The sequence below is a fragment of the Pseudomonas sp. MMS21 TM103 genome, assembly GCF_022132145.1.
Classification (GTDB): Bacteria; Pseudomonadota; Gammaproteobacteria; order Pseudomonadales; family Pseudomonadaceae; genus Aquipseudomonas.
In genome coordinates, this window is the sequence record NZ_JAJISP010000001.1 from 1,091,301 (window position 1) to 1,115,633 (window position 24,333).

Genomic DNA, 24,333 nt, shown 5'->3' on the forward strand with positions numbered 1-24,333 from the left:
CGCCTTTAGGCGCCCTTGTTCTAAATCATCGGCAATCAACTTTTAGTGAATTCCGGATAAGCTTCCATACCGCATTCGGCGATATCCACGCCCTCGTATTCTTCTTCCTCGGTGACGCGCAGACCGATCACCAGCTTGATGATCGACCAGACGATCAGGCTGGCGATGAAGACCCAGGCGAAGATGCAGGCCAGACCGAGCAACTGGGCACCAAGGGTGGCATCCGGGTTGGTCAGCACCACCGCCAACAGCCCCCAGATACCGGCCACGCCGTGCACGGAAATGGCACCGACCGGATCGTCGAGTTTGAGCTTGTCCAGGCCGAGGATAGAGAACACCACCAGCACGCCACCGACGCCACCGATCAGGGTCGCCTGCAGGGCGCTCGGGGTCAGCGGCTCGGCGGTGATCGCCACCAGGCCGGCCAGGGCACCGTTGAGCGCCATGGTCAGGTCGGACTTGCCGAACAGGATGCGCGCCACGATCATCGCCGCGATCAGGCCGCCGGCGGCGCCCATGTTGGTGTTGACGAACACCTGGGCCACGGCGTTGGCGTCTTCGATGGTGCTCATCTTCAGCTGCGAGCCACCGTTGAAGCCGAACCAGCCCATCCACAGGATGAAGGCACCGAGCGTGGCGATCGGCAGGTTGGCGCCCGGAATGGCGTTGACCTGGCCATTGGCGCCGTACTTGCCCTTACGTGCACCGAGCAGCAGGACACCGGCCAGAGCGGCGGCAGCACCTGCCATGTGCACCACGCCGGAACCCGCGAAATCAAGGAAGCCAGCTTCGTTAAGGAAGCCCGAACCCCATTTCCAGAAGCCCTGCACCGGGTAGATAAAACCGGTCATGACCACGGCGAACGCCAGGAAGGCCCACAGCTTCATGCGCTCGGCCACGGCACCGGAGACGATCGACATACAGGTTGCGGCAAACACCACCTGGAAGAAGAAGTCCGAACGAACCGAGTAGTAGGGCGCATCGTCACCGCCACCCAGAACAGACTCGACGCTGTTCTCGTCACCGATCAGGAAGCCCAGGCTTGGCAGGATGCCGCCTTCCGGACTGGAGTACATGATGTGATAGCCGATCACCAGGTACATGACGCTGGCTACCGCATACAGGGCGATGTTCTTGGTGAGGATCTCGGTGGTGTTCTTCGCCCTTACCAGGCCAGCTTCGAGCATGGCAAAACCCGCCGCCATCCACATCACCAGAGCACCGCAAATCAAAAAGTAGAAGGTATCGAAGCCGTACTGCAGTGCAGTCAATGCTGTGTTATCCATGGTTCACCTCTTGCCGGCGCGCTTTTATAGCGCTGTTCGGTTAAGTCGCCCGGGGTTGGCTCCGGGCGCACTCCGTGTGCTTACAGGTTGTAGCCACGCTCGTTGTGCAGGGCGAGATCGAGACCGACCGTCTCTTCCTCGTCACTGACACGCAGGCCCATTACTAGGTCGATCACTTTCAGAATTACGAAGGTCAGCACTGCGGTATAGACCACCGTGAAGGCCACTCCCTCGAACTGCACCCACAACTGCGCGGGGATATCCTCCACTGTGCCGAAACCACCCAGCGCCGGCGCAGCAAACGCCCCGGTGAGAATGGCGCCGACTATGCCGCCTACGGCATGCACGCCGAAGACATCCAAGGAGTCGTCATAGCCGAATTTGCGCTTCAGGCTGGTCGCGCAGAAGAAACAGATCACCCCTGACGCCAAGCCGATGACCAGAGCCCCCATCGGTCCGGCAGTACCGGACGCTGGAGTGATGGCCACCAGGCCCGCCACTGCACCGGAGGCAATGCCCAGCACGCTAGGTTTGCGATGGGTGATCCACTCGGCAAACATCCAGCTCAGTGCCGCCGTCGCCGTGGCGATCTGCGTCACCAGCATGGCCATCCCGGCGGTACCGTTGGCAGCCAGAGCCGAACCGGCGTTGAAGCCGAACCAGCCGACCCAGAGCATGCTCGCGCCGATCAGGGTGTAACCGAGGTTATGCGGCGGCATCGCGGTCGTTGGGAAGCCTTTACGCTTACCCAGCACCAGACAAGCCACCAGACCGGCGATACCTGCGTTGATATGCACCACAGTGCCACCGGCGAAATCCAGCACCCCCCAGTCCCACAGCAGGGCACCGTCACCGCCCCACACCATATGCGCCATGGGGGCATAGACGATGGTGAACCAGACAATCATGAACACCAGCATGGCCGAGAACTTCATGCGCTCAGCGAAGGCGCCGACGATCAGGGCCGGCGTGATGATGGCGAAAGTCATCTGGAAGGTGATGAACACACTTTCCGGAATGCCTGCCACCAGACTGTCGCTGGTCAGGCCAGCGAGAAAGGCATGCGACAGGCCGCCGACGAAGGAATTGAAATTGACCACCCCCTGCTCCATGCCGGCGGTGTCAAAGGCCAGGCTGTATCCGTAGACAACCCAGATCACACTGATCAGACCCGTGATAGCGAAGCACTGCATCAGCACCGACAGGACGTTCTTCGAACGCACCATGCCGGCATAGAACAGGGCCAGCCCCGGAATGGTCATGAACAGCACCAGGACAGTCGCGACCAGCATCCAAGCCGTATCGCCGCCATTTAGAACTGCCTCCTCGGCCATGGCAAAGCCAGGAACGAGAGACAAAAGGGCTCCTAGCCCTGCGATTTTTCGCAGAGTCATTGGGGGTACTCCTGGGGCGTGGGGGGGGTTCGCGGGCTTAGTTAGATTGCGTCGGTATCGGTTTCGCCGGTACGGATGCGAATCGCCTGTTCCAGGTTTACAACGAAAATCTTGCCGTCACCGATCTTGCCAGTGTTGGCGGCCTTGGTGATGGCCTCGATGACGCGATCCAACTGATCATCAGCGATGGCCACGTCAATCTTTACCTTGGGTAGAAAATCGACCACGTATTCAGCGCCGCGGTACAACTCGGTGTGACCCTTTTGCCGACCGAAGCCCTTGACCTCGGTTACGGTAATGCCCTGCACGCCGATTTCCGACAGTGACTCACGGACGTCGTCCAGCTTGAACGGCTTGATGATGGCAGTGACTAGCTTCATGAAACTTTCTCCCGTGTAAGGTGGACTTGCCCCAGGAATTACGAACCCGGCTCAAGTCTAAGCGCTGTGTCTGGCTTTTGTAATGTATCGCTAGCCCCAAGGGACAACAGCGATACCCACCAACCGCTCCTGACGAAACACATCTCGCTTCGCCTAACGCACCGGAACTGCATCGGTGCATTCATCACAGTCGACTAAGCAGAAAGCTTGCCATATCACATAAAGTCTATTTATTTCAGGTGGTTAAGATAAATCACCGGCACCTGACATGGCCTCGACAGGCGACCAGTGCTCGATATCGGTGCGCTCATGTAACCACCTATGCGCAAAAAGTGTGCAGCCGTGGCCGCGTCGGCCCACAGCGAGACTGCGTGCTACACTGGCGCCGTCTGATCCTGGAAACCTGCCATGTTGCCGCCCAAAGCTCTGCTCGACGCACTCAGTTCCCACGCTTCGCGCCTGTTCAACGGCGAAACGCCTCTACCCCGCAGCGAATTCGAAGCCCAGTTCAAGGCCTTGCTGCAGAGCGGTTTCAGCAAGCTCGACCTGGTCAGCCGGGAAGAGTTTGACAGCCAGATGGCGGTCCTCGCCCGCACCCGTGCCCGCCTTGAAGCACTGGAAGCCAAGGTTGCCGAGCTGGAAAGAGACCCCGCGCAAGCCGCTACACCGCCGACCGAGTAACCCGCTCGCACGGCTGACGATCAAGGAGTGATCGATGTCCCTGGCCATAGTCCACAGTCGCGCCCAAGTCGGCGTCGAGGCGCCCGCCGTCACCGTCGAGGCACACCTGGCCAATGGCTTGCCGTCGCTGGCGCTGGTCGGTCTGCCCGAGACCGCGGTCAAGGAAAGCAAGGACCGGGTGCGCAGCGCCATCCTCAACTCAGCCTTCGATTTTCCGCCGCGGCGCATCACCCTGAACCTGGCCCCAGCTGACCTGCCCAAGGACGGCGGGCGCTTCGACCTGGCCATCGCCCTGGGAATTCTCGCCGCCAGCGGCCAGGTGCCAAGCGGCGCCCTGGATCAGCTCGAGTGCCTGGGCGAATTGGCCTTATCCGGCGCCGTACGTCCAGTGCGGGGCGTATTGCCCGCCGCCCTTGCGGCCCGCGCCGCCGGACGCACCTTAGTGGTGCCTAAAGCCAACGCCGAGGAAGCCAGCCTGGCCTCGGGGCTGGTGGTGATCGCCGTGGAACACTTGCTCGAGCTGGCCGCGCACCTCAATGGCCAAGCGCCAATCGCGCCCTATCAGTCTCTGGGCTTGCTGCACCGCAACCTGCCCTATCCCGACCTGGCCGAAGTGCAGGGGCAAGTCGCCGCCAAACGCGCCCTGCTGGTCGCCGCCGCCGGATCGCACAACCTGTTGTTGACCGGCCCTCCCGGCACCGGCAAGACCTTGCTGGCCAGCCGCCTGCCCGGCCTGCTGCCCCCCCTGGACGAGCAGGAGGCGCTGGAAGTCGCCGCCATCCATTCGGTGGCCAGCCACACCCCACTGGATGCCTGGCCCCAGCGGCCCTTCCGCAACCCCCATCACAGTGCCTCCGGCCCGGCCCTGGTCGGCGGTGGCAGCCGCCCGCAACCCGGGGAAATCACCTTGGCCCATCAGGGCGTGTTGTTCCTGGATGAACTGCCCGAGTTCGACCGCAAGGTGTTGGAGGTGCTGCGCGAACCCCTGGAAAGCGGGCAGATCGTCATCGCCCGGGCCCGCGACAAGGTGCGTTTCCCGGCGCGCTTCCAGCTGGTCGCGGCAATGAATCCATGCCCCTGCGGTTTTCTCGGCGACCCCAGCGGCCGCTGCCGCTGCAGCACCGAACTGATCCAGCGCTACCGCGGCAAACTGTCTGGACCACTGCTCGACCGCATCGACCTGCATGTCACGGTGGCGCGGGAAGCCACCGCCCTGCATGTCCCCCCCAGCGACGGCGCCGACACGGCTACCGCTGCCGCCCTGGTGGCGCGCGCCCGGCAACGGCAAATCCTGCGCCAAGGCGTGGCCAATGCATTCCTCGACCTGCCCGGCCTGCGTCAGCACTGCAGCCTGCACGCCACCGACCAGGCTTGGCTGGAAAACGCCTGCGAACGCCTTGGCCTGTCGTTGCGCGCGGCACACCGGGTGCTCAAGGTGGCGCGCACCCTGGCCGACCTCGAACAGGCCGAACAGATCGCCCGCAACCACCTGGCCGAAGCGCTGCAGTACCGCGGCCACCCGCAGAGCTGAGTGCTTGCCTGGCATCGAGCCGCAATGACCAGCAAGCATGCGTCCGGGCGTCTGGATGAGCCAGCTTGCTGCCGATCGGGCGATATGTGCAGATCAAAAGCATCGCCGGAGCGCCGAACCGCAGCAAGGACTAGGCGTTCTCTGGCACCCACACAGCTTGCGGCACGAGAGCGCTCCGCCGAAGAAGGCGAGCGAACGCCTGCAAGGGATTGTGGCGCACCGCCCAACCGGAGCATGGCTCTTCCAGTAGCTGCTCAAGCAATACGCTGCACCTGCGGCAACTGCATCGCCGCGACCTCGGCGACCAGATAATCGCGCAAGCGCAGGTAGCGCTCCTGACCACGTCGCGCCTTGGGCCAGACCAGGTAGTAGCTGCAGCCGCTGGGCACCGCGCAGGGCCAGGGCAGGCCGAGCCGGCCCTGGGCGACATCCTCGGCGACCATCACCAGATCGCCGATCGATACGCCGTAGCCGCGCGCGGCGGCGACCATGCCCAGCTCCAGGGTGTCGAACACCTGACCGCCCTTGAGCGGCACCTGCTCGGCCAGCCCCATGGCTTGCAGCCACTGGCGCCAATCGCGGCGGTCCGGGGTCGGGTGCAGCAGTTCGGCGCCCTGCAGCCGCGCCAGATCCCAGGGGCCATCCTCGACCGCCTCGGGCGCGCAGACCGGGATCAGCCACTCGTCGAACAGCAGGACGCTGCCCCACTCCTCGGTAAAACCACCGCTGCTCAGCAACACTGCACAATCGAATGGCTCATGCAGGAAGTCGACTTTGTCCACATCCATCCAGGCGCTGGTCAACTGCACCTCGATATCGCGGTTTTGCAAACGAAAGCGCGACAAGCGTGCCAGCAACCAGCGCATGGTCAGGGTCGAGGGTGCCTTCAGGCGCAGGATTGCATCGTCGGCGCGCAGGCTGGTGCAGGCCCGTTCCAGGGCATCGAAGCCTTCCCGCAGCCCGGGCAGCAGCATGCGCGCCGGCTCGGTCAACTGCAGGCTGCGCCCGCGGCGCTCGAACAGGCGGCAGGCAAAATGCTCTTCCAGAGTGCGCACATGCCGGCTCACCGCGCTCTGGGTGATCGCCAACTCCTCGGCGGCGCGGGTGAAGGAGCTGTGCCGGGCCGCCGCCTCGAAGGCCCGCAAGGCATACAGCGGCGCCAAACGACGGTTTTTATCCATGAGTATTAATCATGCCTGACATGGTTATTTTCCTTTTGTGCGAGTGCTGAAGACTCCGGAGAATCGCGACATTCTCCGCTCGCCCGGACAACCCGGGCAAGCCTTCTTACTGAGCCAGACTCATCATGCCGCATGCCCTTCGCAACGAACTCGGCGCCATCCTGCGTCTGGCCGGCCCCCTGATCGCCGCCCAGCTGGCGCATGTGCTCATGGTCTTTACCGACACCGTGATGATGGGCTTGCTCGGCCCACAGGCCCTGGCCGGTGGCGGCCTGGGCGCGGCCAGCTATGCCTTCGTGTCGATTTTCTGCGTCGGGGTGATCGCCGCGGTCGGCAACCTGGTGGCCATTCGGCATGGCGCCGGCGATGGCGCGGGCGTCACCCGCCTGACCCAGAACGGTCTCTGGCTCGGCTGGGGCCTGGCCTTGCTGGCCGGGATAACACTGTGGAACCTTGAGCCGGCGCTGCTGCATGTCGGCCAGTTACCCGCCAACGTCACTGGCGCCACGCAGTTTCTCGGCACCCTGATCTTCGCCCTGCCCGGCTATATGACCTTTATGGCGCTGCGCGGCTTTACCGCCGCGATCGGGCGTCCCGGCCCGGTGATGGCCATCAGCATTGGCGGCGCGCTGGCCAACGGGGTGCTCAACTACGCGCTGATCAAGGGCTGGTTCGGCCTGCCCCATCTGGGCCTGGCCGGCATCGGCCTGGTCACCGCGCTGGTGATGAATGCCATGGCCCTGCTGCTGGCCTGGCACGTACTGCGCCACCGCGCCTACGCCGACTATCCGCTGTGGCGCGGCCTGTTGCGCCCGACCTGGCGCGAGCTGCAAGAGCTGTTGCGCCTGGGCCTGCCGATTGGCGGCACCTATGCGGTGGAGTCCGGCTTGTTCGCCTTCGCCGCGCTGTGCATGGGTGCCCTCGGCAGCCTGCAACTCGCCGCGCACCAGATCGCGATCATGTCGGTGTATGTGGCCTTCATGGTGCCGGTGGGCTTGTCCTACGCGGTGACCTTCCGCATCGGCCAGCATTTCGGCGCCGGTCGCCTGCTCGAAGCACGTCGTGCCGGACGCCTGGGCATCGGCATCGGCGCTACGTGCATGCTCGGCTTCGCGGCGCTGTTCTGGCTGGCGCCGCAGTGGGTGGTTGGCTTGTTTCTCGACCCGCTCGACCCGGCCTACGCCAAGGTGGCGGCCCTGGCGACAAGCCTGCTGGCGATCGCCGCCTGGTTCGAGTTTTTCGACGGCATCCAGAGCATCGCCATGGGTGCGATTCGCGGCCTCAAGGACGCCAAGACCACCTTCGTCGTCGGACTCGGCTGCTATTGGCTGATCGGCGCGCCGCTGGCCTGGCTCCTGGCCTTCCCACTGGGCTGGGGCGCGCAAGGGGTGTGGTGGGGCTTGGCCAGCGGCCTGGCCTGTGCCGCCATCGGCCTGACCCTAGGCTTCGAGTGGAAGACCGCCCGGCTGCTGCAGCCAGGGCGGGCCGCCTGCCTATCCACTGGCGAAGCGGACGGCGCCCGCCCCTACGGGCTGAGCAGTCCTGACAACGGTTGACGCATGCCGAACACCAGAAAGCGCGCCAACTCGTTCAATGGCATCGCCTTGCTGATCAGGTAGCCCTGCACCTGGTCGCAGCCAAACTCGCGCAAGAGGGCCAGTTGTTCGGCGTTTTCCACGCCTTCGCCGACCACCTGCAGATTGAGGTTATGGCCCAGATTGATCATTGCCCGCACCAACTGGCGACTCTCCGGGCGCTGATGCATGTCGCCGACGAAGCTCTTGTCGATTTTCAACAGGGCGATCGGCAGGCTACTGAGGTGGACGAAGGAGGAGAAGCCCGTGCCGAAGTCGTCCAGGGAAAAGCGCACACCCAGTTGACCGAGCGCCAGCATGGTCTGCTGCACCTGATCACTGCGGCGCATCACGGCAGTCTCGGTCAACTCGAACTCCAGCCAGCGCGCATCGACGCCACGCTCTGCGATCAAGCGGCTGAGAGTCGGCAACAGCTGACTGTCCTGAAACTGGCGGAACGACAGGTTGACCGCCATATGCAGCGCCGGCAGACCGCGTCCGCGCAACCATTGCATATCGCGCAGGGCCCGGGAAATCACCCAGTAGCCGAGCGGCACGATCAGGCCGCTTTCTTCGGCCAGGGGCACAAATTCATTGGGTGCCAGCAGGCCGCGCTCGCGGTGGCGCCAGCGCACTAGCGCTTCGAGGCCAACAATGCGCCCGGTCTGCAAACACAGGCGCGGCTGATAATGCAGCTCGAGCTCGTCGCGCCGCAGCGCCCGGCGCAGCTCACTTTCCAGCTCGGCCTGGCTGCGCGTGCCGCGACCGGTTCGTTCGTCGAAGACATGGAAGGTGCAGCCTTGCTGGCTCTTGGCTTGCCGCATGGCGATATGCGCATGCCACATCAGCGAGTCCGCGCCCCCATCGGCACGTACGTAGGCCACGCCAATGCTGCAACCGATCAACAGACTCTCACCGTCGACCCAGTAAGGTTCGGCCAGGGCTTCGGTAATGCGCTCGACCAGACGCGGCGCACGCTGCGGATCGCTGCGCACATCGAGCAGCAAGGCAAACTCATCACTGCCCAGCCGGGCGATCTGATCCCCAGCCTGCAACTGCGCCTTGAGGCGCGTCACCACTTGCCGGATCAAGAGATCGCCGGCCCGGTGGCCGAGGGCATCGTTGGCATGACGAAAATTGTCCAGATCGAGGTGCGCGAGTGCCAGGCCGCGTCCCTGGCATTCGGCCAGACGGGCCGCAAGCAGCGTCTGGAAGCCCTGTCGATTGGCGATGCCGGTCAGCGCATCCTGCTCGGCCAGGCGCTGCAGGGTTTCCTGCAGACGCCCCTGCTCACGCACATAGCGCAGGCAGCGACGCAGCACATCGACGCTGAGGACGTCACGCACCAGCCAGTCGCAGACCCCGGCGGGGGCCTCGGCAGGTTCCTCTTCGAGCAACAGGATGATGGGTAGAGGACAGACTCCCGCCGCTGGCCGACGCGCCTCGGTGGTCAGCAGCAGGCCATTGATCGGGGTATCGAACAAACTGCTGGCCGCCGCCCATGAGGGCGCGGTGATCAGCGGGAAGATACTACCCAAGGCGCCCAGCCGCTCGCGCAATAGCTCGGGCCACTCTGGCGTTTCAGCCAGCAGAACCAGCCGCAAGGGTTCGTCGAGCGCGGACAATCAACCTCCCAAGGCCTCAAAGAGAGTCGGCGGGACACCGCCAACTGCGCCGAAATCGACTTCTAATCAGGCACATCCGAGTGCCACTGTCGCGCATCCTGCATTAAAGACAAAAAACTGACAAGCGCCGTCAGAGTACTGGATTACAAGAAATATCCAAGCCTGGCGTACTGCCAGTACGTACTCCATCGCACAACGCCAGAGGATTCAGGCACAAATCTCAGGGCCTGCTAAAATGCGCGCCCATTCCCCGCGACGATTGATGCAATGTCCCGACTGAACCCCCGGCAGCAGGAAGCCGTGAACTATGTCGGCGGCCCTCTTTTGGTGCTCGCCGGTGCCGGTTCCGGCAAGACCAGCGTAATCACGCGCAAGATCGCCCACCTGGTGCAGAACTGCGGCATCCAGGCTCGCCACATCGTCGCCATGACTTTCACCAACAAGGCCGCCCGGGAGATGAAGGAGCGGGTCGGCAGCCTGCTCAAAGGCCCCGAGGCGCGCGGCCTGACGGTCTCGACCTTCCACAACCTGGGCATGAATATCATCCGCAAGGAGTATGCGGCGCTGGGCTACAAGCCGGGCTTCTCGATCTTCGACGAGGGCGACATCAAGGCGCTGCTCAGCGACATCATGCAGAAGGAATATTCCGGGGATGATGGCGCCGATGAGATCAAGAACTACATCGGCAGCTGGAAGAACGAACTGATCATGCCCGACCAGGCCCTGGCCGAGTCGCGCAACCCCAAGGAACAGACCGCCGCCATCGTCTACCTGCACTACCAGCGCACGCTCAAGGCCTATAACGCGGTGGACTTCGACGACCTGATCCTGATGCCGGTGAAGCTGTTCCAAGAGCACCCGGACATCCTGGAAAAGTGGCAGAACCGCATCCGCTACCTGCTGGTCGACGAATACCAGGACACCAACGCCAGCCAGTACCTGCTGGTAAAACTGCTGGTCGGCATGCGCAACCAGTTCACCGTGGTCGGCGACGACGACCAGTCGATCTACGCCTGGCGCGGCGCGCGCCCGGAAAACCTGATGCTGCTGAAGGAGGATTACCCCTCGCTGAAGGTGGTGATGCTGGAGCAGAACTACCGCTCCACCAGCCGCATCCTCAAGTGCGCCAACATCCTCATCGCCAACAACCCCCACGCCTTCGAGAAGCAGCTGTGGAGCGAGATGGGCATGGGCGACGAGATCCGCGTGATTCGCTGCAAGAACGAGGACGCCGAATGCGAGCGGGTGGCCCTGGAGATCCTCACCGAGCACCTGCGCACCGACCGCCCCTACAGCGACTACGCGATTCTCTACCGCGGCAACTACCAGGCCAAGCTGATGGAGCTGAAGCTGCAGCACCACCAGATTCCCTATCGCCTGAGTGGCGGCACCAGCTTCTTCGCCCGTCAGGAGGTGAAGGACCTGATGAGCTACTTCCGTCTGCTGGTCAACCCGGACGATGACAACGCCTTTCTGCGGGTGATCAACGTGCCGCGCCGCGAGATCGGCTCCACCACCCTGGAAAAACTCGGCAACTACGCCACCGGGCGCAAGATCAGCATGTACGCCGCCGCCGGCGAGATGGGCCTGGGCGAACACCTGGACGCGCGCTTTACCGAACGCCTGGCGCGCTTTACCAGGTGGATGGACCGGGTGCGCCAGGAGTGCGCGCAGAACGATCCGATCGCCGCGATCCGCAGCATGGTGATGGACATCGACTACGAGAACTGGCTGCGCCAGAACGCCTCCAGCGACAAGGTCGCCGACGCGCGCATGGGCAACGTCTGGTTCCTCGTCGAGGCGCTGAAGAACACCCTGGAGCGCGACGAAGAAGGCGAAATGACCATCGAGGACGCCATCGGCAAGCTGGTCTTGCGCGACATGCTCGAGCGTCAGCAGGAGGAAGAGGAAGGCGCCGAAGGCGTGCAGATGATGACCCTGCACGCCTCCAAGGGCCTGGAATATCCGTCGGTGTACATCCTCGGCGTGGAGGAGGAAATCCTCCCGCACCGCTCCAGCATCGAGGCCGATACCGTCGAGGAAGAGCGCCGCCTGGCCTACGTCGGCATCACCCGCGCCAAGCGCAACCTGACCATGACCTTCGCCGCCAAGCGCAAGCAGTACGGCGAGATCATCGAGTGCTCGCCAAGCCGCTTTCTCGATGAGCTACCGCCCGAAGACCTGGTCTGGGAAGGCCAGGACGACGCCCCCCCCGAAGTCAAGGCCGCCACCGGCAACTCGGCGCTGGCCAACATGCGCGCCATGCTGAAAAAATAACCCGCCGCAGACCACGAGAGCCCACCCATGCAAGCACTGAAGCAGAAAATCATTGACGAAGGCCTGGTGCTCTCCGACCAGGTACTCAAGGTCGATGCCTTTCTCAATCACCAGATCGATCCCGCGCTGATGCAGCAGATCGGCCACGAATTCGCCCTGCGCTTCGCCGGCCTGGGCATCAGCAAGATCGTCACCATCGAGGCCTCGGGCATCGCCCCGGCGATCATGGCCGGCCTGGAACTCGGCGTGCCGGTGATCTTCGCCCGCAAGTACCAGTCGCTGACGCTCAAGGACGACCTCTATACCGCCAAGGTGTTCTCCTTCACCAAGCAGACCGAGAGCACCATCGCCATCTCCGCCAAGCACCTGACCAGCGCCGATCATGTGCTGGTGATCGACGATTTCCTGGCCAACGGTCATGCGGCCAAGGCGCTGATTGACCTGATCCGGCAGGCTGGCGCCAGCATCGCCGGGGTCGGCGTGGTGATCGAGAAGTCGTTCCAGGCCGGCCGCGCCGAACTGGACGCGCAAGGCTACCGGGTCGAATCCCTGGCGCGCATCCACTCGCTGGAAGGTGGCCAGGTCAGCTTTCTCGACTAGTCGCCTGCAGGCTCGCCAGCAGCAAACGCCGGTACAGGGCCTCGCGCAACCCCTGCGGCCGGGCCAAGCCCATACGCGTCAGCTGCGGCATGAAGGCGGTGGCCGGCGGTGCAGCCAGCACGGCCTTGCCCAGCGCCACCACCGCCCCCAGCCTGGCTCGGGGCTTGAGCCAGTCCAGTGCGCGCAGCAGGTCGCGCTCCTCACCTGTGAAGTCGCAACCCAGCGGATACTCGCCGAAGAGCGCCGAATGCCGCGCCTGCACCGTCTGCAGGCGCTGCGGGCGATTGTCGGCGAAGCGCGGATCGAGGCGAAAATCCTTAGGCAGCTTGCCCGCTTGCTGCGCCTGGGCGATCAGCCCGGGCTGAAAACGCGAATCACTGATCGCCAGCAGCGCCTCTATTACCTCGGCATCGGTCTTGCCGCGCAGGTCGGCGACACCGTATTCGGTCACCACCATGTCGCGCAGGTGGCGGGGGATGGTGGCATGGCCGTAGCGCCAGACGATGTTCGAGCTGACTCGCCCAGCGGCCTCGCGCCAACTGCGCAGCATCAGAATCGAGCGCGCGCCCTCCAGCGCGTGAGCCTGGGCGACGAAGTTGTATTGCCCGCCAACGCCGCTGAGCACGCGGCCGTCCTCCAGCTGATCGGCCACCCCGGCGCCCAGCAGGGTCATGCAGAACACCGAGTTGAGAAAGCGCGCATCGCGGCGCTGTAGGCGCTTGAGTGGCTCGTCGCCATAGAGCTCATTGATAAAGTGAATCCCGCACATGGCGAAATGCGCACGTTGATCCGGCGCCAACGCCCCCAGGCGTCGATAGAAATCTGCCGGGCCGAGAAAGAAGCCGCCATGCAGCACCGCCCCGCCGGCAGCCGGGCGCAGGTAATCGCGCAGCGCATCCTGGGTCTGCCGATGGCTCAGCTCGCTCGGCAGCTGCCGGCCATCGGGCAGTTGCAGATAATCGCCGTACACCTGCAGCGCCGGGTCCAGCAGGCCGACGGCCTGCAGCCAGGCCAGGCTCTGCGCATCCAGCCGGCTCGGCACGCCGGCGTCGAGCAAGAGCTGCACGCTGCGCGGCCGCCCCTCGCCGTCCAGCGCGCCGGCAACGGCCAACTGTTGCACGCGCACGTCGGGATACACCCGCCGGCGCACTATGCCGGCCTCGGCCAGGGCCAGTAATCCGTTGACGAACATTTCACTGCAGCCATACAGGCCTTCGGCGAAGGGCTGCAGCTCAGCGGCCTGGCCCACCACCGCCCCCGGCAGTTCCGCCAGCAGCGCACGGTAGCCGCTGTTGTCAGCCTGCCGGGCCAACAGCGCCGCACTCACCGCGTCGCCCATCGCACCGATGCCGATTTGCAGGGTACCGCCGTCCCGCACCAGGCTGCTGGCATGCAGGCCGATGCAGTGATCCTGCACGCTGACCGGCATGTTCGGGGTGGAGAACAGTGGACTGCGCTCCACCTCCTGCAGCTGCAGGTCGAAGCTGTCGCGCAGCACCTGCGCCGCACCCGCCATATAGGGCAGCGCCTCGTGCACCTGGGCCAGGCAGAGAATGGTTTCCCCGGCCAGGCGCCGCTTGGCCAGCAGCGGCAGCAGGTCCAGGGTGACATCCGGGTTGCAGCTGAGGCTGAAGTGTTCAGGCCTCTGCGGATCGCAGGCGACCAACTGGGCAATCAGATTCACGCCCTTATCGTTGAGGTCGCGGGCCACATGGCTGTAATTGCAACTGATGTAGTCCCGTTGCGCTGGCGGACTGTTCAGCAGGCTGCCCGGTTGCAGGTAGAACTGTTCGATCTGCACATTGGCAGGCAGGCGGTCGGCGCGCAGGTCGGCGAGAAAGTCCAGCTCGGGATAGTCGCCGTAGAGGCGCTCGACCAAAGGCTCGAGAAAGCGGCGCTGCAGATCGTGCGAAGCGCGCGGGCGACCCAGGCACAAGGCCGTGTAGATGGTCAGTCGGCGCTGCGGCAACTGCTTGATCCGCGCGTACAAGGCATTGACCCAGCGGTTCGGCTTGCCCAACCCCAAGGGCAGGCCCAGGCGAATCGGGCCCTGGATGTCCTGCACAACACGCTCTACGGCTTGCTCGATGGAACATAACTGCGGCATCTGGCGATTCCCGACTGCATCCCTGAGAGTTTCAGTCTGGACCCTGCAACAGGCTTTGCATGACAACAGCGCGGCGCCCAACGCAAAAAGCCGCCCGAAGGCGGCTTTTATCGCAGCGCTGGATCTTACAGGCCGGACATCTTCTCGATGGCGGCGCGCAGCTCGTCATCCGAGCAGTCGGCACAGGTGCCCTTCGGCGGCATCGCGTTCAGACCCGCGATCGCATTCGCCAGCAAGCCATCGACACCATTGGTCGCACGAGCCTGCCACGCCGGCGTGTCACCGACCTTCGGTGCGCCGAGCACGCCAGAGGTATGGCAAGCGGCACAGTGCTTGGCAATGACGTCGTCTGCAGTGCGCGCAGCGCCACCAGCAGCGGCGGCCACGGTCTCGATGCCCTTGCATTCTTCGCCCATGATGCAGACTTCACCAACCGGCTTCAGACGTTCGGCGATGGCCTCATCGGTCGTGGCCTGAGCAGTCACGGCCCACATTGCCAAGACGGCAGCCGGCGCTACCAGCATTTTCTTAATCAGATTCACGGTACACCCTCATCGTGGCTAGTCACGCCCGCGGCCACGGTTTCGCGAGCGGGCGACAGTATAACGGGAAGCCTGCCAGGCTGAAACAACCCAGATTGTCGCAGGCCGGCACGCTGCCGCTTAGAAATTCGCCGGAGTAGTGGCGCTGATCAGCCGCGCCGGTTGCTCAAACGGATTGCGGAAGCGGTGCGGCCGGGTGCTCTCGAAGTAGTAACTGTCGCCTGGCTCGAGAATGAATACCTGCTCGCCGACGGTCAGTTCGAGGCGCCCTTCCACCAGCAGGCCGGTTTCCTCGCCTTCATGGGTGTACATATCGTCGCCGGTATCGGAACCGACCGGATAGGTTTCGTCGAGCAGGGTAATCGCCCGGTTCGGGTGGGTCTTGCCCACCAGCTTCATGCTGATCGCACCACTGTGGATATCCGTGAGCTCGCCTGCCCGGTAGACCACCTGGGTCAGGTTGTCCTGCTCAGCGTCCTGGGAGAAGAACTCCACCAGCGACATGGGGATACCCGCCAACACCTTTTTCAGCGAACTGATCGAGGGGCTCACGCTGTTCTTCTCGATCATCGAAATAGTGCTGTTGGTGACGCCTGCCCGCTTAGCGAGTTCACGCTGGGAAAGGCCTTTGAGTTTGCGAATGGATTGCAGTCGAATACCGACGTCCAATGCTGGAGCCCCCTCGGGAAGATACGGAAAAGTGTCCGTATCATGGCAACAGCGTTCAGTATTTACAACACCCTGATTGCAATTCCTGCCCAGTAGCGGGCTCAGCCCTCGGAATAGAGCAGCGGCACCCGGCGCAGGTTGCAGAAAAGCTGGTAGGGAATGCTGCCGGCGCGGATCGCCACGTCGCTGGCGAGGATATTCCGCCCCCACAACTCGACCCGACTACCGAGACCGGCGCCGGGCAGGTCGCTGAGATCGACGCAGAGCATGTCCATCGAGACCCGGCCGATCAGCCGGCTCGGCAGGCCATCGACCAGCACCGGGGTGCCGGTCGGCGCATGCCGCGGGTAGCCGTCGGCATAGCCCATGGCGACCACGCCAACGCGGGTCGGCCGCTCGGTGACGAAGCGCGCGCCATAGCCGACCGGCTCGTCGGCCGGCAGTTCGCGCACGCTGATGATCTTCGATTCCAGGGTCATGACCGGCTGCAACTGGGCGGCCACGGCCTGCGTCTGTTCGAACGGCGTGGCGCCGTAGAGCATGATGCCGGGGCGCACCCAGTCGCTTGGTATCTGCGGCCAACCGAGCACGGCCGGCGAGTTGCGCAGGCTAATTTCCGCCGCCAAGCCCTGGCGCGCCTGCTCGAACACTGCCAGTTGCTCGGTGCTGCGCGGGCAATCCAGCTCGTCGGCACGGGCGAAGTGGCTCATCAGCACGATCTTCGCCACCTTGCCGCTGGCCAGCAGGCGGCGATAGGCCGCCTGGTAGTCGGCCGGATGCAGGCCGACACGGTGCATGCCCGAGTCCATCTTCAGCCACACCGTCAGCGGCGTACCCACGGACGAACGCTCGATGGCCTCCAGCTGCCACAGTGAGTGCACCACGCACCAGAAGCCATGCTGCTCGATCAGGGCCAGCTCGTCCGCCTCGAAGAAGCCTTCCAGCAACAGGATCGGCCCGCGAATGCCGGCTTCGCGCAGCTGCAGGGCCTCTTCGATGCAGGCCACAGCGAAACCGTCGGCCTCGGCTTCCAGCGCCTGCGCGCAGCGCACCGCGCCATGTCCATAAGCATCGGCCTTGATCACCGCCAGCGCCTTGGCGCCGGTGACCTCACGGGCTAACCGATAGTTGTGACGCAGGGCTTGCAGGTCGATCAGGGCACGGGCTGGACGCATGGCAGGGCACTTCTTGTCGTTGAATAGCGGGGGATGCTGCGCATCGATCCCGGGGTTCGCGGATTGCTGATTAAAAAAGCCCGGCGGGACAGCCGGGCAAAAGCCAACAGAATTGGCGTGCAGAGGCTCAGACCGCTGCCACCACCATCATCTCGACCAGCACAGCGGGCGTGTACATCGCCGCCTCGACGCAGATGCGGCCAGGCGCGGCGCCTGGCGTGACCCAGGCGTCATAGACCTGGTTGAGACCGGCGTAGTCGCGCGCCATGTCCTTGAGGTAGATGGTCACGACTTGTCGCTGCCGGCCTCGGCCAGCATCGCATCGATGTTGGCCAGGGTCTCGCGGGTCTGCTGCACGATATCGCCGCGGTAATCATCTGCCAACTGCCCGGCCAGGTAGACCGTGCCGTTGTGGATGTTGATTTCGCTGTAACGGGTTTCAGTGCGCAGGCGCTGGATTGACATGCTTCGCGGCCTCTGGGGAACGGCTGTAACGGAAGATATCCAGGCCCTCGCTGCTGATCTGCGGGCGTCTCGATGCCATCAAGTCGGCGAGGAAACGACCGGAGCCGCAGGCCATGGTCCAGCCCAGCGTGCCGTGGCCGGTATTCAGGAACAAATTGCTGAAGCCGGTGGCACCGACGATCGGCGTGCCATCCGGGGTGGCCGGACGCAGGCCGGTCCAGAACTCTGCCTGCTGGAGATCGCCACCTTGCGGGTAGAGGTCGGCGGTGATCATTTCCAGGGTCGCGCGGCGGCGCGGGTTCAGGCTCAGGTCGAAACCGGCGATCTCGGCCATGCCGCCGACCCGGATGCGATTGTCGAAGCGGGTGATGGCGACCTTGTAGGTCTCATCGAGGATGGTCGAAGTCGGCGCCATGTCGCCATTGGTGATCGGCACAGTCAGCGAATAGCCCTTGAGCGGGTAGATGGGCGCGCGAATGCCCAGCGGCTTGAGCAGCTGCGGGCTGTAGCTGCCAAGGGCCAGCACGTAGCGATCGGCGGTTTCCAGCTTGCCATCGATCCATACGCCATTGATCCGGTCGCCAGCAAAGTCCAGGCGTTCGATGGTCTGGCCAAAGCGGAACTCGACGCCCAGCTGCTTGGCCATCTCGGCCAGCTTGGTGGTGAACATCTGGCAGTCGCCGGTCTGGTCGTTGGGCAGGCGCAGGGCACCGGCCAGCTTGTGCTTGACCCCGGCCAGGGCCGGCTCGACCCGGACGATGCCTTCGCGGTCGAGCAGCTCGAAGGGCACGCCCGACTGCTTGAGCACGGCGATGTCCTTGGCCGCGTTGTCGACCTGAGCCTGGGTGCGGAACAGCTGGGTGGTGCCCAGGCGGCGGCCTTCATAGCCGATGCCGGTCTCGGCACGCAGCTCGTCGAGGCAGTCGCGGCTGTACTCGGACAAGCGCACCATGCGCTCCTTGTTCACCGCATAGCGGCTGGCGGTGCAGTTGCGCAGCATCTGCGCCATCCACAGGTACTGGTCGATATCGGCGGTGGCCTTGATCGCCAGCGGAGCGTGCTTCTGCAGCAGCCACTTGATGGCTTTCAGCGGCACGCCCGGCGCAGCCCAGGGCGAGGCATAACCGGGGGAGACCTGGCCGGCGTTGGCGAAGCTGGTTTCCAGGGCAGGGCCGTCCTGACGGTCGACGACCACCACCTCGAAGCCCTGGCGAGCCAGGTAGTACGCACTCGCCACACCCACCACACCGCTACCCAGTACCAGAACCCGCATCGTCATCTCCTCGCCGCGACTATGCGCTGGCGTTTTTTGTTTTGAGCGTTGATGCGCGCAGTATATTGAGCACTAGCCAGTGCCTTTCACTATATATATAACTATATTTGGCGAGAATTCTTGGCAAAATCGACTTAAACGGAGGGGCATCCCCCATGCGCACCCAGCATCAGAGCCGTCGCGAACTGGACAAGATCGACCGCAATATCCTGCGTCTACTGCAGGAGGACGGGCGTATCTCCTTCACCGAACTGGGCGAACGGGTCGGCTTATCGACCACGCCCTGCACCGAGCGGGTCCGCCGCCTGGAGCGCGAAGGCATCATCATGGGCTACCACGCCCGCCTCAATCCGCAGTACCTCAAGGCCAGCCTGCTGGTGTTCGTCGAAATCAGCCTGGACTACAAGTCCGGCGACACCTTCGAGGAGTTCCGCCGCGCCGTGCTCAAGCTGCCGCATGTGCTGGAGTGCCACCTGGTCTCCGGCGACTTCGACTACCTGGTGAAAGCGCGGATCAACGAGATGGCCAGCTACCGCAAGCTGCTCGGCGACATACTGCTCAAGCTGCCGCACGTGCGCGAGTCGAAGAGTTACATCGTCATGGAGGAGGTCAAGGAATCGCTGACGCTACCCATTGCGGAATAGCTCGCCGGCGGCGCGGCGCAGCCTACACCAGCACCTGGCGGGTGCTGGCGATCAGCTGGTGTACCTGCCGTTCGACATGCGCCTCGATCGGCGTCTCCGGCCCTCGCCCATGCGGACAGGGCAGGCTTTTGCTCGTGCCGAACAGGCGACAGATCAACGGCCGCTGGTCGTAGACCTCGCAGCCCTGCGGCCCGAGGTGCACGCAATCCAGTTCGGCCAGCGCGGCGTCATGGGCGGCATCGCTTTTCACCGGCAGACGGGCCATCTCCTCGGATGAGGCAGTGACCGGTCCACAGCAATCGTGACAGCCGGGCACGCAGGCGAAACTGGGAATCTGCAAACGCAACTGGTCAATCTTGCGGCTGGTGCAACTCATGGCAGCGCTCCTGACTGAATGGCGGCATGGTAACCGCTGGCCGGCCATACTCGCGGCGAATCCACCGGCTTTACCGACGAAACTCGGATTATTTGCCGATTGCCTCTTGGCGTTTGGCGAAGTTGACGCTTATTCTTCGTAAAATTTTCCAAACACAATAATCAGGATTTCACACATGAACGCCCGCGTTCACCAACCGGTCCACAACATCCAGCACGCCGCCTCCTACTACGCCGCCAGCGCCAATCGGCAACTGGCCTATCCAGCACTGGAGGGTGAGCTGCGCGCTGACGTTTGCATTGTCGGCGGAGGTTTTTCCGGCCTCAACACGGCAATCGAGCTGGCCCAGAAAGGCCTCTCGGTGGTGTTGCTCGAGGCCCACAAGATCGGCTGGGGCGCCAGCGGGCGCAATGGCGGCCAGCTGATTCGCGGGGTCGGCCATGGCGTCGAGCAGTTCGAGCCGGTGATCGGTGCCGAGGGCGTGCGTGAGTTGAAGCTGATGGGCCTGGAGGCGGTGGAAATCGTCCGCCGCCGGGTCGCGCAGTTCAATATCGACTGCGACCTGACCTGGGGCTATTGCGACCTGGCCAACAAGCCCAGCCACCTGAACGGCTTCGCCGCCGAAAAGGCCGAGCTGGAAAGCCTCGGCTACCACCATGAACTGCGCCTGCTGCAGCCGCAGCAGATGCACGAGGTGGTCGGCTCCGAGCGCTACGTCGGCGGCCTGATCGACATGGGCTCGGGGCACCTGCACCCGCTCAACCTGGCCCTCGGCGAAGCCGCCGCCGCGCAGTCGCTGGGCGTGCAGCTGTTCGAGGACTCGACGGTCACGCGCATCGACTACGGCAGCGAGGTCCGGGTCCACACCGCCCAAGGCGTGGTGCGTGCGGCTCACCTGGTGCTCGGCTGCAACGCCTACCTGGGCCAGCTGAACCCGACCCTCGGCGGCAAGGTACTCCCCGCCGGCAGCTACGTGATCGCCACCGAGCCGCTTTCCGAGGCCGAAGCCCGCGCCATCATTCCGCAGAACATGGCGCTGTGCGACCAGCGCGTGGCCCTCGACTACTACCGCCTGTCCGCCGATCGGCGCCTGCTGTTCGGTGGTGCCTGCCATTACTCCGGACGCGACCCGGCGGACATCGCCGGCTACATGCGCCCGAAAATGCTGGCCGTCTTCCCCCACCTGAAAGACGTCAGGATCGACTACCAGTGGGGCGGGATGATCGGCATCGGCGCCAACCGCCTGCCGCAGATCGGTCGGCTCAAGAACCAGGCCAACGTCTACTATGCCCAGGCCTATTCCGGCCACGGCGTCAACGCCACCCACCTGGCCGGCAAACTGCTGGCCGAGGCCATCGCCGGCCAGGCCAGCCGCGGCTTCGACCTGTTCGCCCAGGTGCCGCACATGACCTTCCCGGGCGGCCAGCACCTGCGCTCGCCGTTGCTGGCCCTGGGCATGCTCTGGCATCGCCTGAAAGAACTGCTGTAACCCCACCAACGGCCCGCCGCGCTGCCGCCATGGCGGCGCGGCGGGCCGCCAGCTAGAGCTTCCAGAACGGTCGCAAGGCTTCGCGACGCGCCTGTTCGGCGCTCAACCCGACATCCTTGAGCTGCTCCGCGCTCAACTCCAGCAGTGCGCGGCGGGTGCTCAGGCGGCGGCGGAACAACCGCCAACGCTCGCCCAGGGTCGCCGCCGCGCGGCCCTCACCATTCAGCCGCCCGCTACGGGCCGCCCCCTGCAACTCCTCCGACGCCAGTGTCAGCCGTACATCGCTCAGCCCGTTCATCGCCTGCTCCTGCCCGAAAGCCTTATGGGAGACCATGATGGCGGGCGGCGAAAAACCATGACAGACTCAAAATTATCTTATGTGATCCATACAGATCCCGCCGAAACGCCTCTGAATGGCAGATTTATCGCCGATCTGTATGGCTATGTGCATAGCCAGATAAACCGCGGAGCAACTGTCATGACCCTGTACGTTAATCTGGCCGAGCTGCTCGGCGCCCGTATCGAGCAGGGCCTGTACCGTCCCGGCGACCGCCTGCCCTCGGTGCGGGCCCTCAGCCAGGAACATGGCGTCAGCCTGAGTACCGTGCAGCAGGCCTACCGTCACCTGGAGGATCTCGGCCTGGCCACGCCACGGCCGAAGTCCGGCTACTTCGTGCCGCCGGAGCGTCAGGTGCCGGCGCTGCCACAGGTCAACCGGGCGGCGCAACGGCCGGTGGAGGTGTCGCAGTGGGACCATGTGCTGGAGCTGATCAGCAGCTCGCCGCAGCGCGACCTGCTCCAGCTCGGCCGTGGCCGTCCGGACATCGCCAGCCCCACGCTCAAGCCGCTGCTGCGCATGCTGTCGCGCCAGGCCCGACGCCAGGACCCCGAGGTGCTGACCTACGGCTGCATCCGCGGCGAACTGCGCCTGCGCGAGCAGATCTCGCGGCTGATGCTCGACTCGGGTTGCCGGATTGCCGCCGAGGACATCGTCATCACCACCGGCTGCCACGAGGCGCTGTCGGCGTCGATACGCGCCATCTGCCAGCCCGGCGACATAGTCGCGGTGGACTCGCCGAGCTTTCACGGGGTGATGCAGGCCCTCAAGGGCTTCGGCATGAAGGCGCTGGAATTGCCCACCGACCCGCTCACCGGAATCAGCCTGGAAGCCCTGGAACTGGCCCTGGAACAATGGCCGATCAAGGTCATCCAGCTCACCCCCAACTGCAACAACCCGCTCGGCTACATCATGCCCGAGGCCAACAAGCGCGCCCTGCTGGCCCTGGCTCAGCGCTACGATGTGGCGATCATCGAGGACGATGTCTACGCCGACCTGGCCTTTAGCTACCCGCGTCCGCGCACCATCAAGTCTTACGACGAGGATGGCCGGGTGCTGCTCTGCAGCTCCTTTTCCAAGACCCTGGCGCCGGGTCTGAGGGTCGGCTGGGTCGCCCCCGGCCGCTACCTGGAGCAGGTCCTGCACATGAAGTACATGGGCACCGGCAGCACCGCCCAGCTACCGCAACTAGCGCTGGCCGAGTTCCTCGCCGCCGGCCATTTCGAACCGCACCTGCGGCGCATGCGCGCCCAGTACCTGCAGGGCCGCGACCTGATGGTGGACTGGATCAGCCGTTACTTTCCGCCCGGCACTCGGGTCAGCCGGCCCCGGGGCGGCTTCATGCTCTGGGTCGAGCTGGACCCGGGCTTCGACAGCCAACGGCTGAACCGCGAACTGAAACCGCACAAGATTCAAATCGCCCCGGGCAGCATCTTTTCCGCTGCCGGCAAATACCGCAACTGCCTGCGCATCAACTACGCGGCCAAGCCCAGTACGGAAATCGAACAGGCGGTGCGCCGGGTCGGCGAGAGCGTCGCCGAACTACTGGCGGAGATGGGCTAGTCGCCGCGCACCGAGGTGGCCGCACCGAACTGGTCATCGCCGCCCTGACCGCGCCAGGCCAGCACCACGAACACGGCGGCGCCCAGCGCCATCAGCAGTGGCAGCGCATGACCACTGACCCACTGGCCACCCGCGCCGGTGGCCAGCGGGCCGACCAGGCAGCCGATGCCCCAGAGTTGCGCCACATGGGCATTGGCGCGCACCAGCTCATCGTCGCGGTAGCGCTCGCCGATCAGGATCAGCGACAGGGTGAACAGCCCGCCGGCGCTGGCGCCGAACAGCACCAGCAGCGGCCAGATCAACGGCGTATGCAGCAGCAGCGGGATGGCCAGGCTGGCGCCCAGCAGAATCAGCCCGCACCCACGGAACAGCGTGCGCCGCGACATGCGGTCGGCCAGCAGGCCGATCGGCAGTTGCAGGGCGGCATCGCCGACCACCACCACGCTGACCATGAACAGCGCCACCTCCTGAGTGAAGCCCTGACGCAGGCCATAGATCGGCAACAAGGTCAGCATCATCGCCTCGAACGCGGCGAACAGCATCACCGCCCAGGCGATGGCCGGCAGCTTGCGGCAGAATGCTGGCAGGCCACGCCCCGAGGCACTATGGGCGTCCACCCGAGGGGCGCCCGTGCGACCCCAGAGGATCAACGAGCCGCCGATCAGCAGGCCGACGCCCGCCCAGAAACCCTGATCGGTGCTGGTGCCCAACGCCGTCAGCAGTAGCGGCCCACACAGTTGGCTCAACGCATAGCCGGTGCCATACAGGGCGACCAATCGGCCGCGCCACTTCTCCACGGCCAGTTGGTTGATCCAGCTTTCGCCGAGGATGAACACCACAGTCAGCGCCACGCCGATCAGCAGGCGCAACAGCAGCCACACCGCATAGCTCTGCATCAGCGCCAACAGGCCCACGGACAGGGCGCCAACCAGCAGGCACAGCTGCATCAGCCGAGTGGTGCCGAAGTACGCCGCCAACCGGCCGGCCAGGGATGCGCCGAGCAAGACGCCCACTGCCGGAGTCGCCGCCATCACGCCGATGGCAAAGGAGTCATAGCCCCAACCCTCCAGGCGCAGCGACACCAGCGGCATGGTCACCCCGAGGGCCAGGCCGATGCTGATGACCGCCGAGCAGACCGCGAAATAGGTACCCCAACGCATTGCC

General features: G+C 64.6%; 21 protein-coding genes and 1 pseudogene. 8 read left to right on the forward strand and 14 right to left on the reverse strand.

The genetic code is table 11. The annotated features are described in order from the left end of the window. Positions 1-35: 35 nt before the first annotated feature. From LJY18_RS05030 to glnK, 3 genes are all read right to left on the reverse strand, one after another. A complete protein-coding gene (locus LJY18_RS05030; protein WP_238040687.1) occupies positions 36-1,286 on the reverse strand; it encodes an ammonium transporter in 1,251 nt (416 codons plus the stop codon). Between the two features lie 80 nt (positions 1,287-1,366). Next, positions 1,367-2,680: an ammonium transporter gene (locus LJY18_RS05035; protein ID WP_238040688.1), complete on the reverse strand. Its 1,314-nt coding sequence runs from the start codon at positions 2,678-2,680 to the stop codon at positions 1,367-1,369. Positions 2,681-2,721: 41 nt separating this feature from the next. Further along, positions 2,722-3,060, reverse strand: coding sequence for a P-II family nitrogen regulator (gene glnK / locus LJY18_RS05040; RefSeq protein WP_003096476.1), 339 nt, complete (start codon positions 3,058-3,060; stop codon positions 2,722-2,724). 408 nt (positions 3,061-3,468) lie between these two features. On the opposite strand from glnK, the gene LJY18_RS05045 reads away from it, so the two are divergent. Both LJY18_RS05045 and LJY18_RS05050 read left to right on the forward strand, forming a co-directional pair. Next, the gene (locus LJY18_RS05045; RefSeq protein WP_238040689.1) at positions 3,469-3,741 is read left to right on the forward strand and encodes an accessory factor UbiK family protein; all 273 of its coding nucleotides are present in this window, start codon (positions 3,469-3,471) and stop codon (positions 3,739-3,741) included. Positions 3,742-3,775: 34 nt separating this feature from the next. Next, a complete protein-coding gene (locus tag LJY18_RS05050) occupies positions 3,776-5,272 on the forward strand; it encodes a YifB family Mg chelatase-like AAA ATPase (RefSeq protein ID WP_238040690.1) in 1,497 nt (498 codons plus the stop codon). Positions 5,273-5,526: 254 nt separating this feature from the next. Here the strand turns inward: LJY18_RS05050 and LJY18_RS05055 are convergent, their stop codons facing one another. Further along, positions 5,527-6,453 carry a LysR substrate-binding domain-containing protein gene (locus tag LJY18_RS05055; RefSeq protein ID WP_238040691.1) on the reverse strand — a complete coding sequence of 309 codons (927 nt, stop codon included), beginning with the start codon at positions 6,451-6,453 and terminating at the stop codon, positions 5,527-5,529. Positions 6,454-6,578: 125 nt separating this feature from the next. On the opposite strand from LJY18_RS05055, the gene LJY18_RS05060 reads away from it, so the two are divergent. Beyond that, entirely contained in the window at positions 6,579-8,009 is a 1,431-nt protein-coding gene (locus LJY18_RS05060) for a NorM family multidrug efflux MATE transporter (protein WP_238040692.1), read from the forward strand. Here the strand turns inward: LJY18_RS05060 and LJY18_RS05065 are convergent. Next, the gene (locus LJY18_RS05065; protein ID WP_238040693.1) at positions 7,979-9,652 is read right to left on the reverse strand and encodes a putative bifunctional diguanylate cyclase/phosphodiesterase; all 1,674 of its coding nucleotides are present in this window, start codon (positions 9,650-9,652) and stop codon (positions 7,979-7,981) included. The two genes, LJY18_RS05060 and LJY18_RS05065, sit on opposite strands and share 31 nt — an antisense overlap. A gap of 267 nt (positions 9,653-9,919) precedes the next feature. Between LJY18_RS05065 and rep the strand changes: the two genes are divergently transcribed. After that, on the forward strand, positions 9,920-11,929 hold the full coding sequence (rep, locus tag LJY18_RS05070) for a DNA helicase Rep (RefSeq protein WP_238040694.1): 2,010 nt from the start codon (positions 9,920-9,922) through the stop codon (positions 11,927-11,929). Between the two features lie 27 nt (positions 11,930-11,956). Next, a complete protein-coding gene (locus tag LJY18_RS05075) occupies positions 11,957-12,529 on the forward strand; it encodes a xanthine phosphoribosyltransferase (RefSeq protein ID WP_238040695.1) in 573 nt (190 codons plus the stop codon). Here LJY18_RS05075 and LJY18_RS05080 read toward each other — a convergent pair. The 6 genes and pseudogenes from LJY18_RS05080 to dadA form a co-directional block, all read right to left on the reverse strand. Beyond that, entirely contained in the window at positions 12,513-14,636 is a 2,124-nt protein-coding gene (locus LJY18_RS05080; RefSeq protein ID WP_238040696.1) for an acetyl-CoA hydrolase/transferase C-terminal domain-containing protein, read from the reverse strand. The two genes, LJY18_RS05075 and LJY18_RS05080, sit on opposite strands and share 17 nt — an antisense overlap. Positions 14,637-14,761: 125 nt before the next feature. Beyond that, positions 14,762-15,178 carry a c-type cytochrome gene (locus LJY18_RS05085; protein WP_238040697.1) on the reverse strand — a complete coding sequence of 139 codons (417 nt, stop codon included), beginning with the start codon at positions 15,176-15,178 and terminating at the stop codon, positions 14,762-14,764. Between the two features lie 120 nt (positions 15,179-15,298). Next, positions 15,299-15,847 carry a cupin domain-containing protein gene (locus LJY18_RS05090; RefSeq protein WP_238040698.1) on the reverse strand — a complete coding sequence of 183 codons (549 nt, stop codon included), beginning with the start codon at positions 15,845-15,847 and terminating at the stop codon, positions 15,299-15,301. 101 nt (positions 15,848-15,948) lie between these two features. Further along, positions 15,949-17,022 (reverse strand): alanine racemase, encoded by a 1,074-nt coding sequence (gene alr, locus LJY18_RS05095; protein ID WP_238040699.1) that lies wholly within the window; start codon positions 17,020-17,022, stop codon positions 15,949-15,951. A gap of 127 nt (positions 17,023-17,149) precedes the next feature. Further along, positions 17,150-17,487 (reverse strand): annotated as a pseudogene (locus LJY18_RS05100) (RidA family protein). Then, positions 17,462-18,760, reverse strand: a complete 1,299-nt coding sequence (dadA, locus tag LJY18_RS05105; RefSeq protein WP_238040700.1) for a D-amino acid dehydrogenase — start codon at positions 18,758-18,760, stop codon at positions 17,462-17,464. Before dadA ends, LJY18_RS05100 begins: the two are co-directional and overlap by 26 nt. Before the next feature lie 155 nt (positions 18,761-18,915). Between dadA and LJY18_RS05110 the strand changes: the two genes are divergently transcribed. Then, positions 18,916-19,404 (forward strand): Lrp/AsnC ligand binding domain-containing protein, encoded by a 489-nt coding sequence (locus tag LJY18_RS05110; protein WP_238040701.1) that lies wholly within the window; start codon positions 18,916-18,918, stop codon positions 19,402-19,404. 22 nt (positions 19,405-19,426) lie between these two features. Here LJY18_RS05110 and LJY18_RS05115 read toward each other — a convergent pair whose 3' ends face one another. Then, positions 19,427-19,780, reverse strand: a complete 354-nt coding sequence (locus LJY18_RS05115; protein WP_238040702.1) for a YkgJ family cysteine cluster protein — start codon at positions 19,778-19,780, stop codon at positions 19,427-19,429. Positions 19,781-19,955: 175 nt separating this feature from the next. Between LJY18_RS05115 and LJY18_RS05120 the strand changes: the two genes are divergently transcribed. Further along, positions 19,956-21,269, forward strand: a complete 1,314-nt coding sequence (locus tag LJY18_RS05120) for an NAD(P)/FAD-dependent oxidoreductase (RefSeq protein ID WP_238040703.1) — start codon at positions 19,956-19,958, stop codon at positions 21,267-21,269. A 52-nt stretch (positions 21,270-21,321) separates the two neighbouring features. On the opposite strand, the gene LJY18_RS05125 is transcribed toward LJY18_RS05120, so the two are convergent. Next, on the reverse strand, positions 21,322-21,567 hold the full coding sequence (locus LJY18_RS05125) for a DUF1127 domain-containing protein (RefSeq protein WP_238040704.1): 246 nt from the start codon (positions 21,565-21,567) through the stop codon (positions 21,322-21,324). Positions 21,568-21,747: 180 nt separating this feature from the next. Between LJY18_RS05125 and LJY18_RS05130 the strand changes: the two genes are divergently transcribed. Next, positions 21,748-23,169: an aminotransferase-like domain-containing protein gene (locus tag LJY18_RS05130; protein ID WP_238040705.1), complete on the forward strand. Its 1,422-nt coding sequence runs from the start codon at positions 21,748-21,750 to the stop codon at positions 23,167-23,169. On the opposite strand, the gene LJY18_RS05135 is transcribed toward LJY18_RS05130, so the two are convergent. Continuing rightward, the gene (locus LJY18_RS05135; RefSeq protein ID WP_238040706.1) at positions 23,166-24,329 is read right to left on the reverse strand and encodes an MFS transporter; all 1,164 of its coding nucleotides are present in this window, start codon (positions 24,327-24,329) and stop codon (positions 23,166-23,168) included. The two genes, LJY18_RS05130 and LJY18_RS05135, sit on opposite strands and share 4 nt — an antisense overlap. Positions 24,330-24,333 lie beyond the last annotated feature (4 nt).

Coding starts and splice junctions, on each gene's coding strand:
- rep (WP_238040694.1), top strand. CDS start 9,920: ATGTCCCGACTGAACCCCCGGCAGCAGGAAGCCGTGAACTATGTCGGC.
- LJY18_RS05045 (WP_238040689.1), top strand. CDS start 3,469: ATGTTGCCGCCCAAAGCTCTGCTCGACGCACTCAGTTCCCACGCTTCG.
- LJY18_RS05130 (WP_238040705.1), top strand. CDS start 21,748: ATGACCCTGTACGTTAATCTGGCCGAGCTGCTCGGCGCCCGTATCGAG.
- glnK (WP_003096476.1), bottom strand. CDS start 3,060: ATGAAGCTAGTCACTGCCATCATCAAGCCGTTCAAGCTGGACGACGTC.
- LJY18_RS05125 (WP_238040704.1), bottom strand. CDS start 21,567: ATGAACGGGCTGAGCGATGTACGGCTGACACTGGCGTCGGAGGAGTTG.
- LJY18_RS05030 (WP_238040687.1), bottom strand. CDS start 1,286: ATGGATAACACAGCATTGACTGCACTGCAGTACGGCTTCGATACCTTC.
- LJY18_RS05080 (WP_238040696.1), bottom strand. CDS start 14,636: ATGCCGCAGTTATGTTCCATCGAGCAAGCCGTAGAGCGTGTTGTGCAG.
- LJY18_RS05060 (WP_238040692.1), top strand. CDS start 6,579: ATGCCGCATGCCCTTCGCAACGAACTCGGCGCCATCCTGCGTCTGGCC.
- LJY18_RS05055 (WP_238040691.1), bottom strand. CDS start 6,453: ATGGATAAAAACCGTCGTTTGGCGCCGCTGTATGCCTTGCGGGCCTTC.
- LJY18_RS05050 (WP_238040690.1), top strand. CDS start 3,776: ATGTCCCTGGCCATAGTCCACAGTCGCGCCCAAGTCGGCGTCGAGGCG.
- LJY18_RS05135 (WP_238040706.1), bottom strand. CDS start 24,329: ATGCGTTGGGGTACCTATTTCGCGGTCTGCTCGGCGGTCATCAGCATC.
- dadA (WP_238040700.1), bottom strand. CDS start 18,760: ATGCGGGTTCTGGTACTGGGTAGCGGTGTGGTGGGTGTGGCGAGTGCG.
- LJY18_RS05035 (WP_238040688.1), bottom strand. CDS start 2,680: ATGACTCTGCGAAAAATCGCAGGGCTAGGAGCCCTTTTGTCTCTCGTT.
- LJY18_RS05120 (WP_238040703.1), top strand. CDS start 19,956: ATGAACGCCCGCGTTCACCAACCGGTCCACAACATCCAGCACGCCGCC.
- LJY18_RS05110 (WP_238040701.1), top strand. CDS start 18,916: ATGCGCACCCAGCATCAGAGCCGTCGCGAACTGGACAAGATCGACCGC.
- LJY18_RS05115 (WP_238040702.1), bottom strand. CDS start 19,780: ATGAGTTGCACCAGCCGCAAGATTGACCAGTTGCGTTTGCAGATTCCC.
- LJY18_RS05075 (WP_238040695.1), top strand. CDS start 11,957: ATGCAAGCACTGAAGCAGAAAATCATTGACGAAGGCCTGGTGCTCTCC.
- alr (WP_238040699.1), bottom strand. CDS start 17,022: ATGCGTCCAGCCCGTGCCCTGATCGACCTGCAAGCCCTGCGTCACAAC.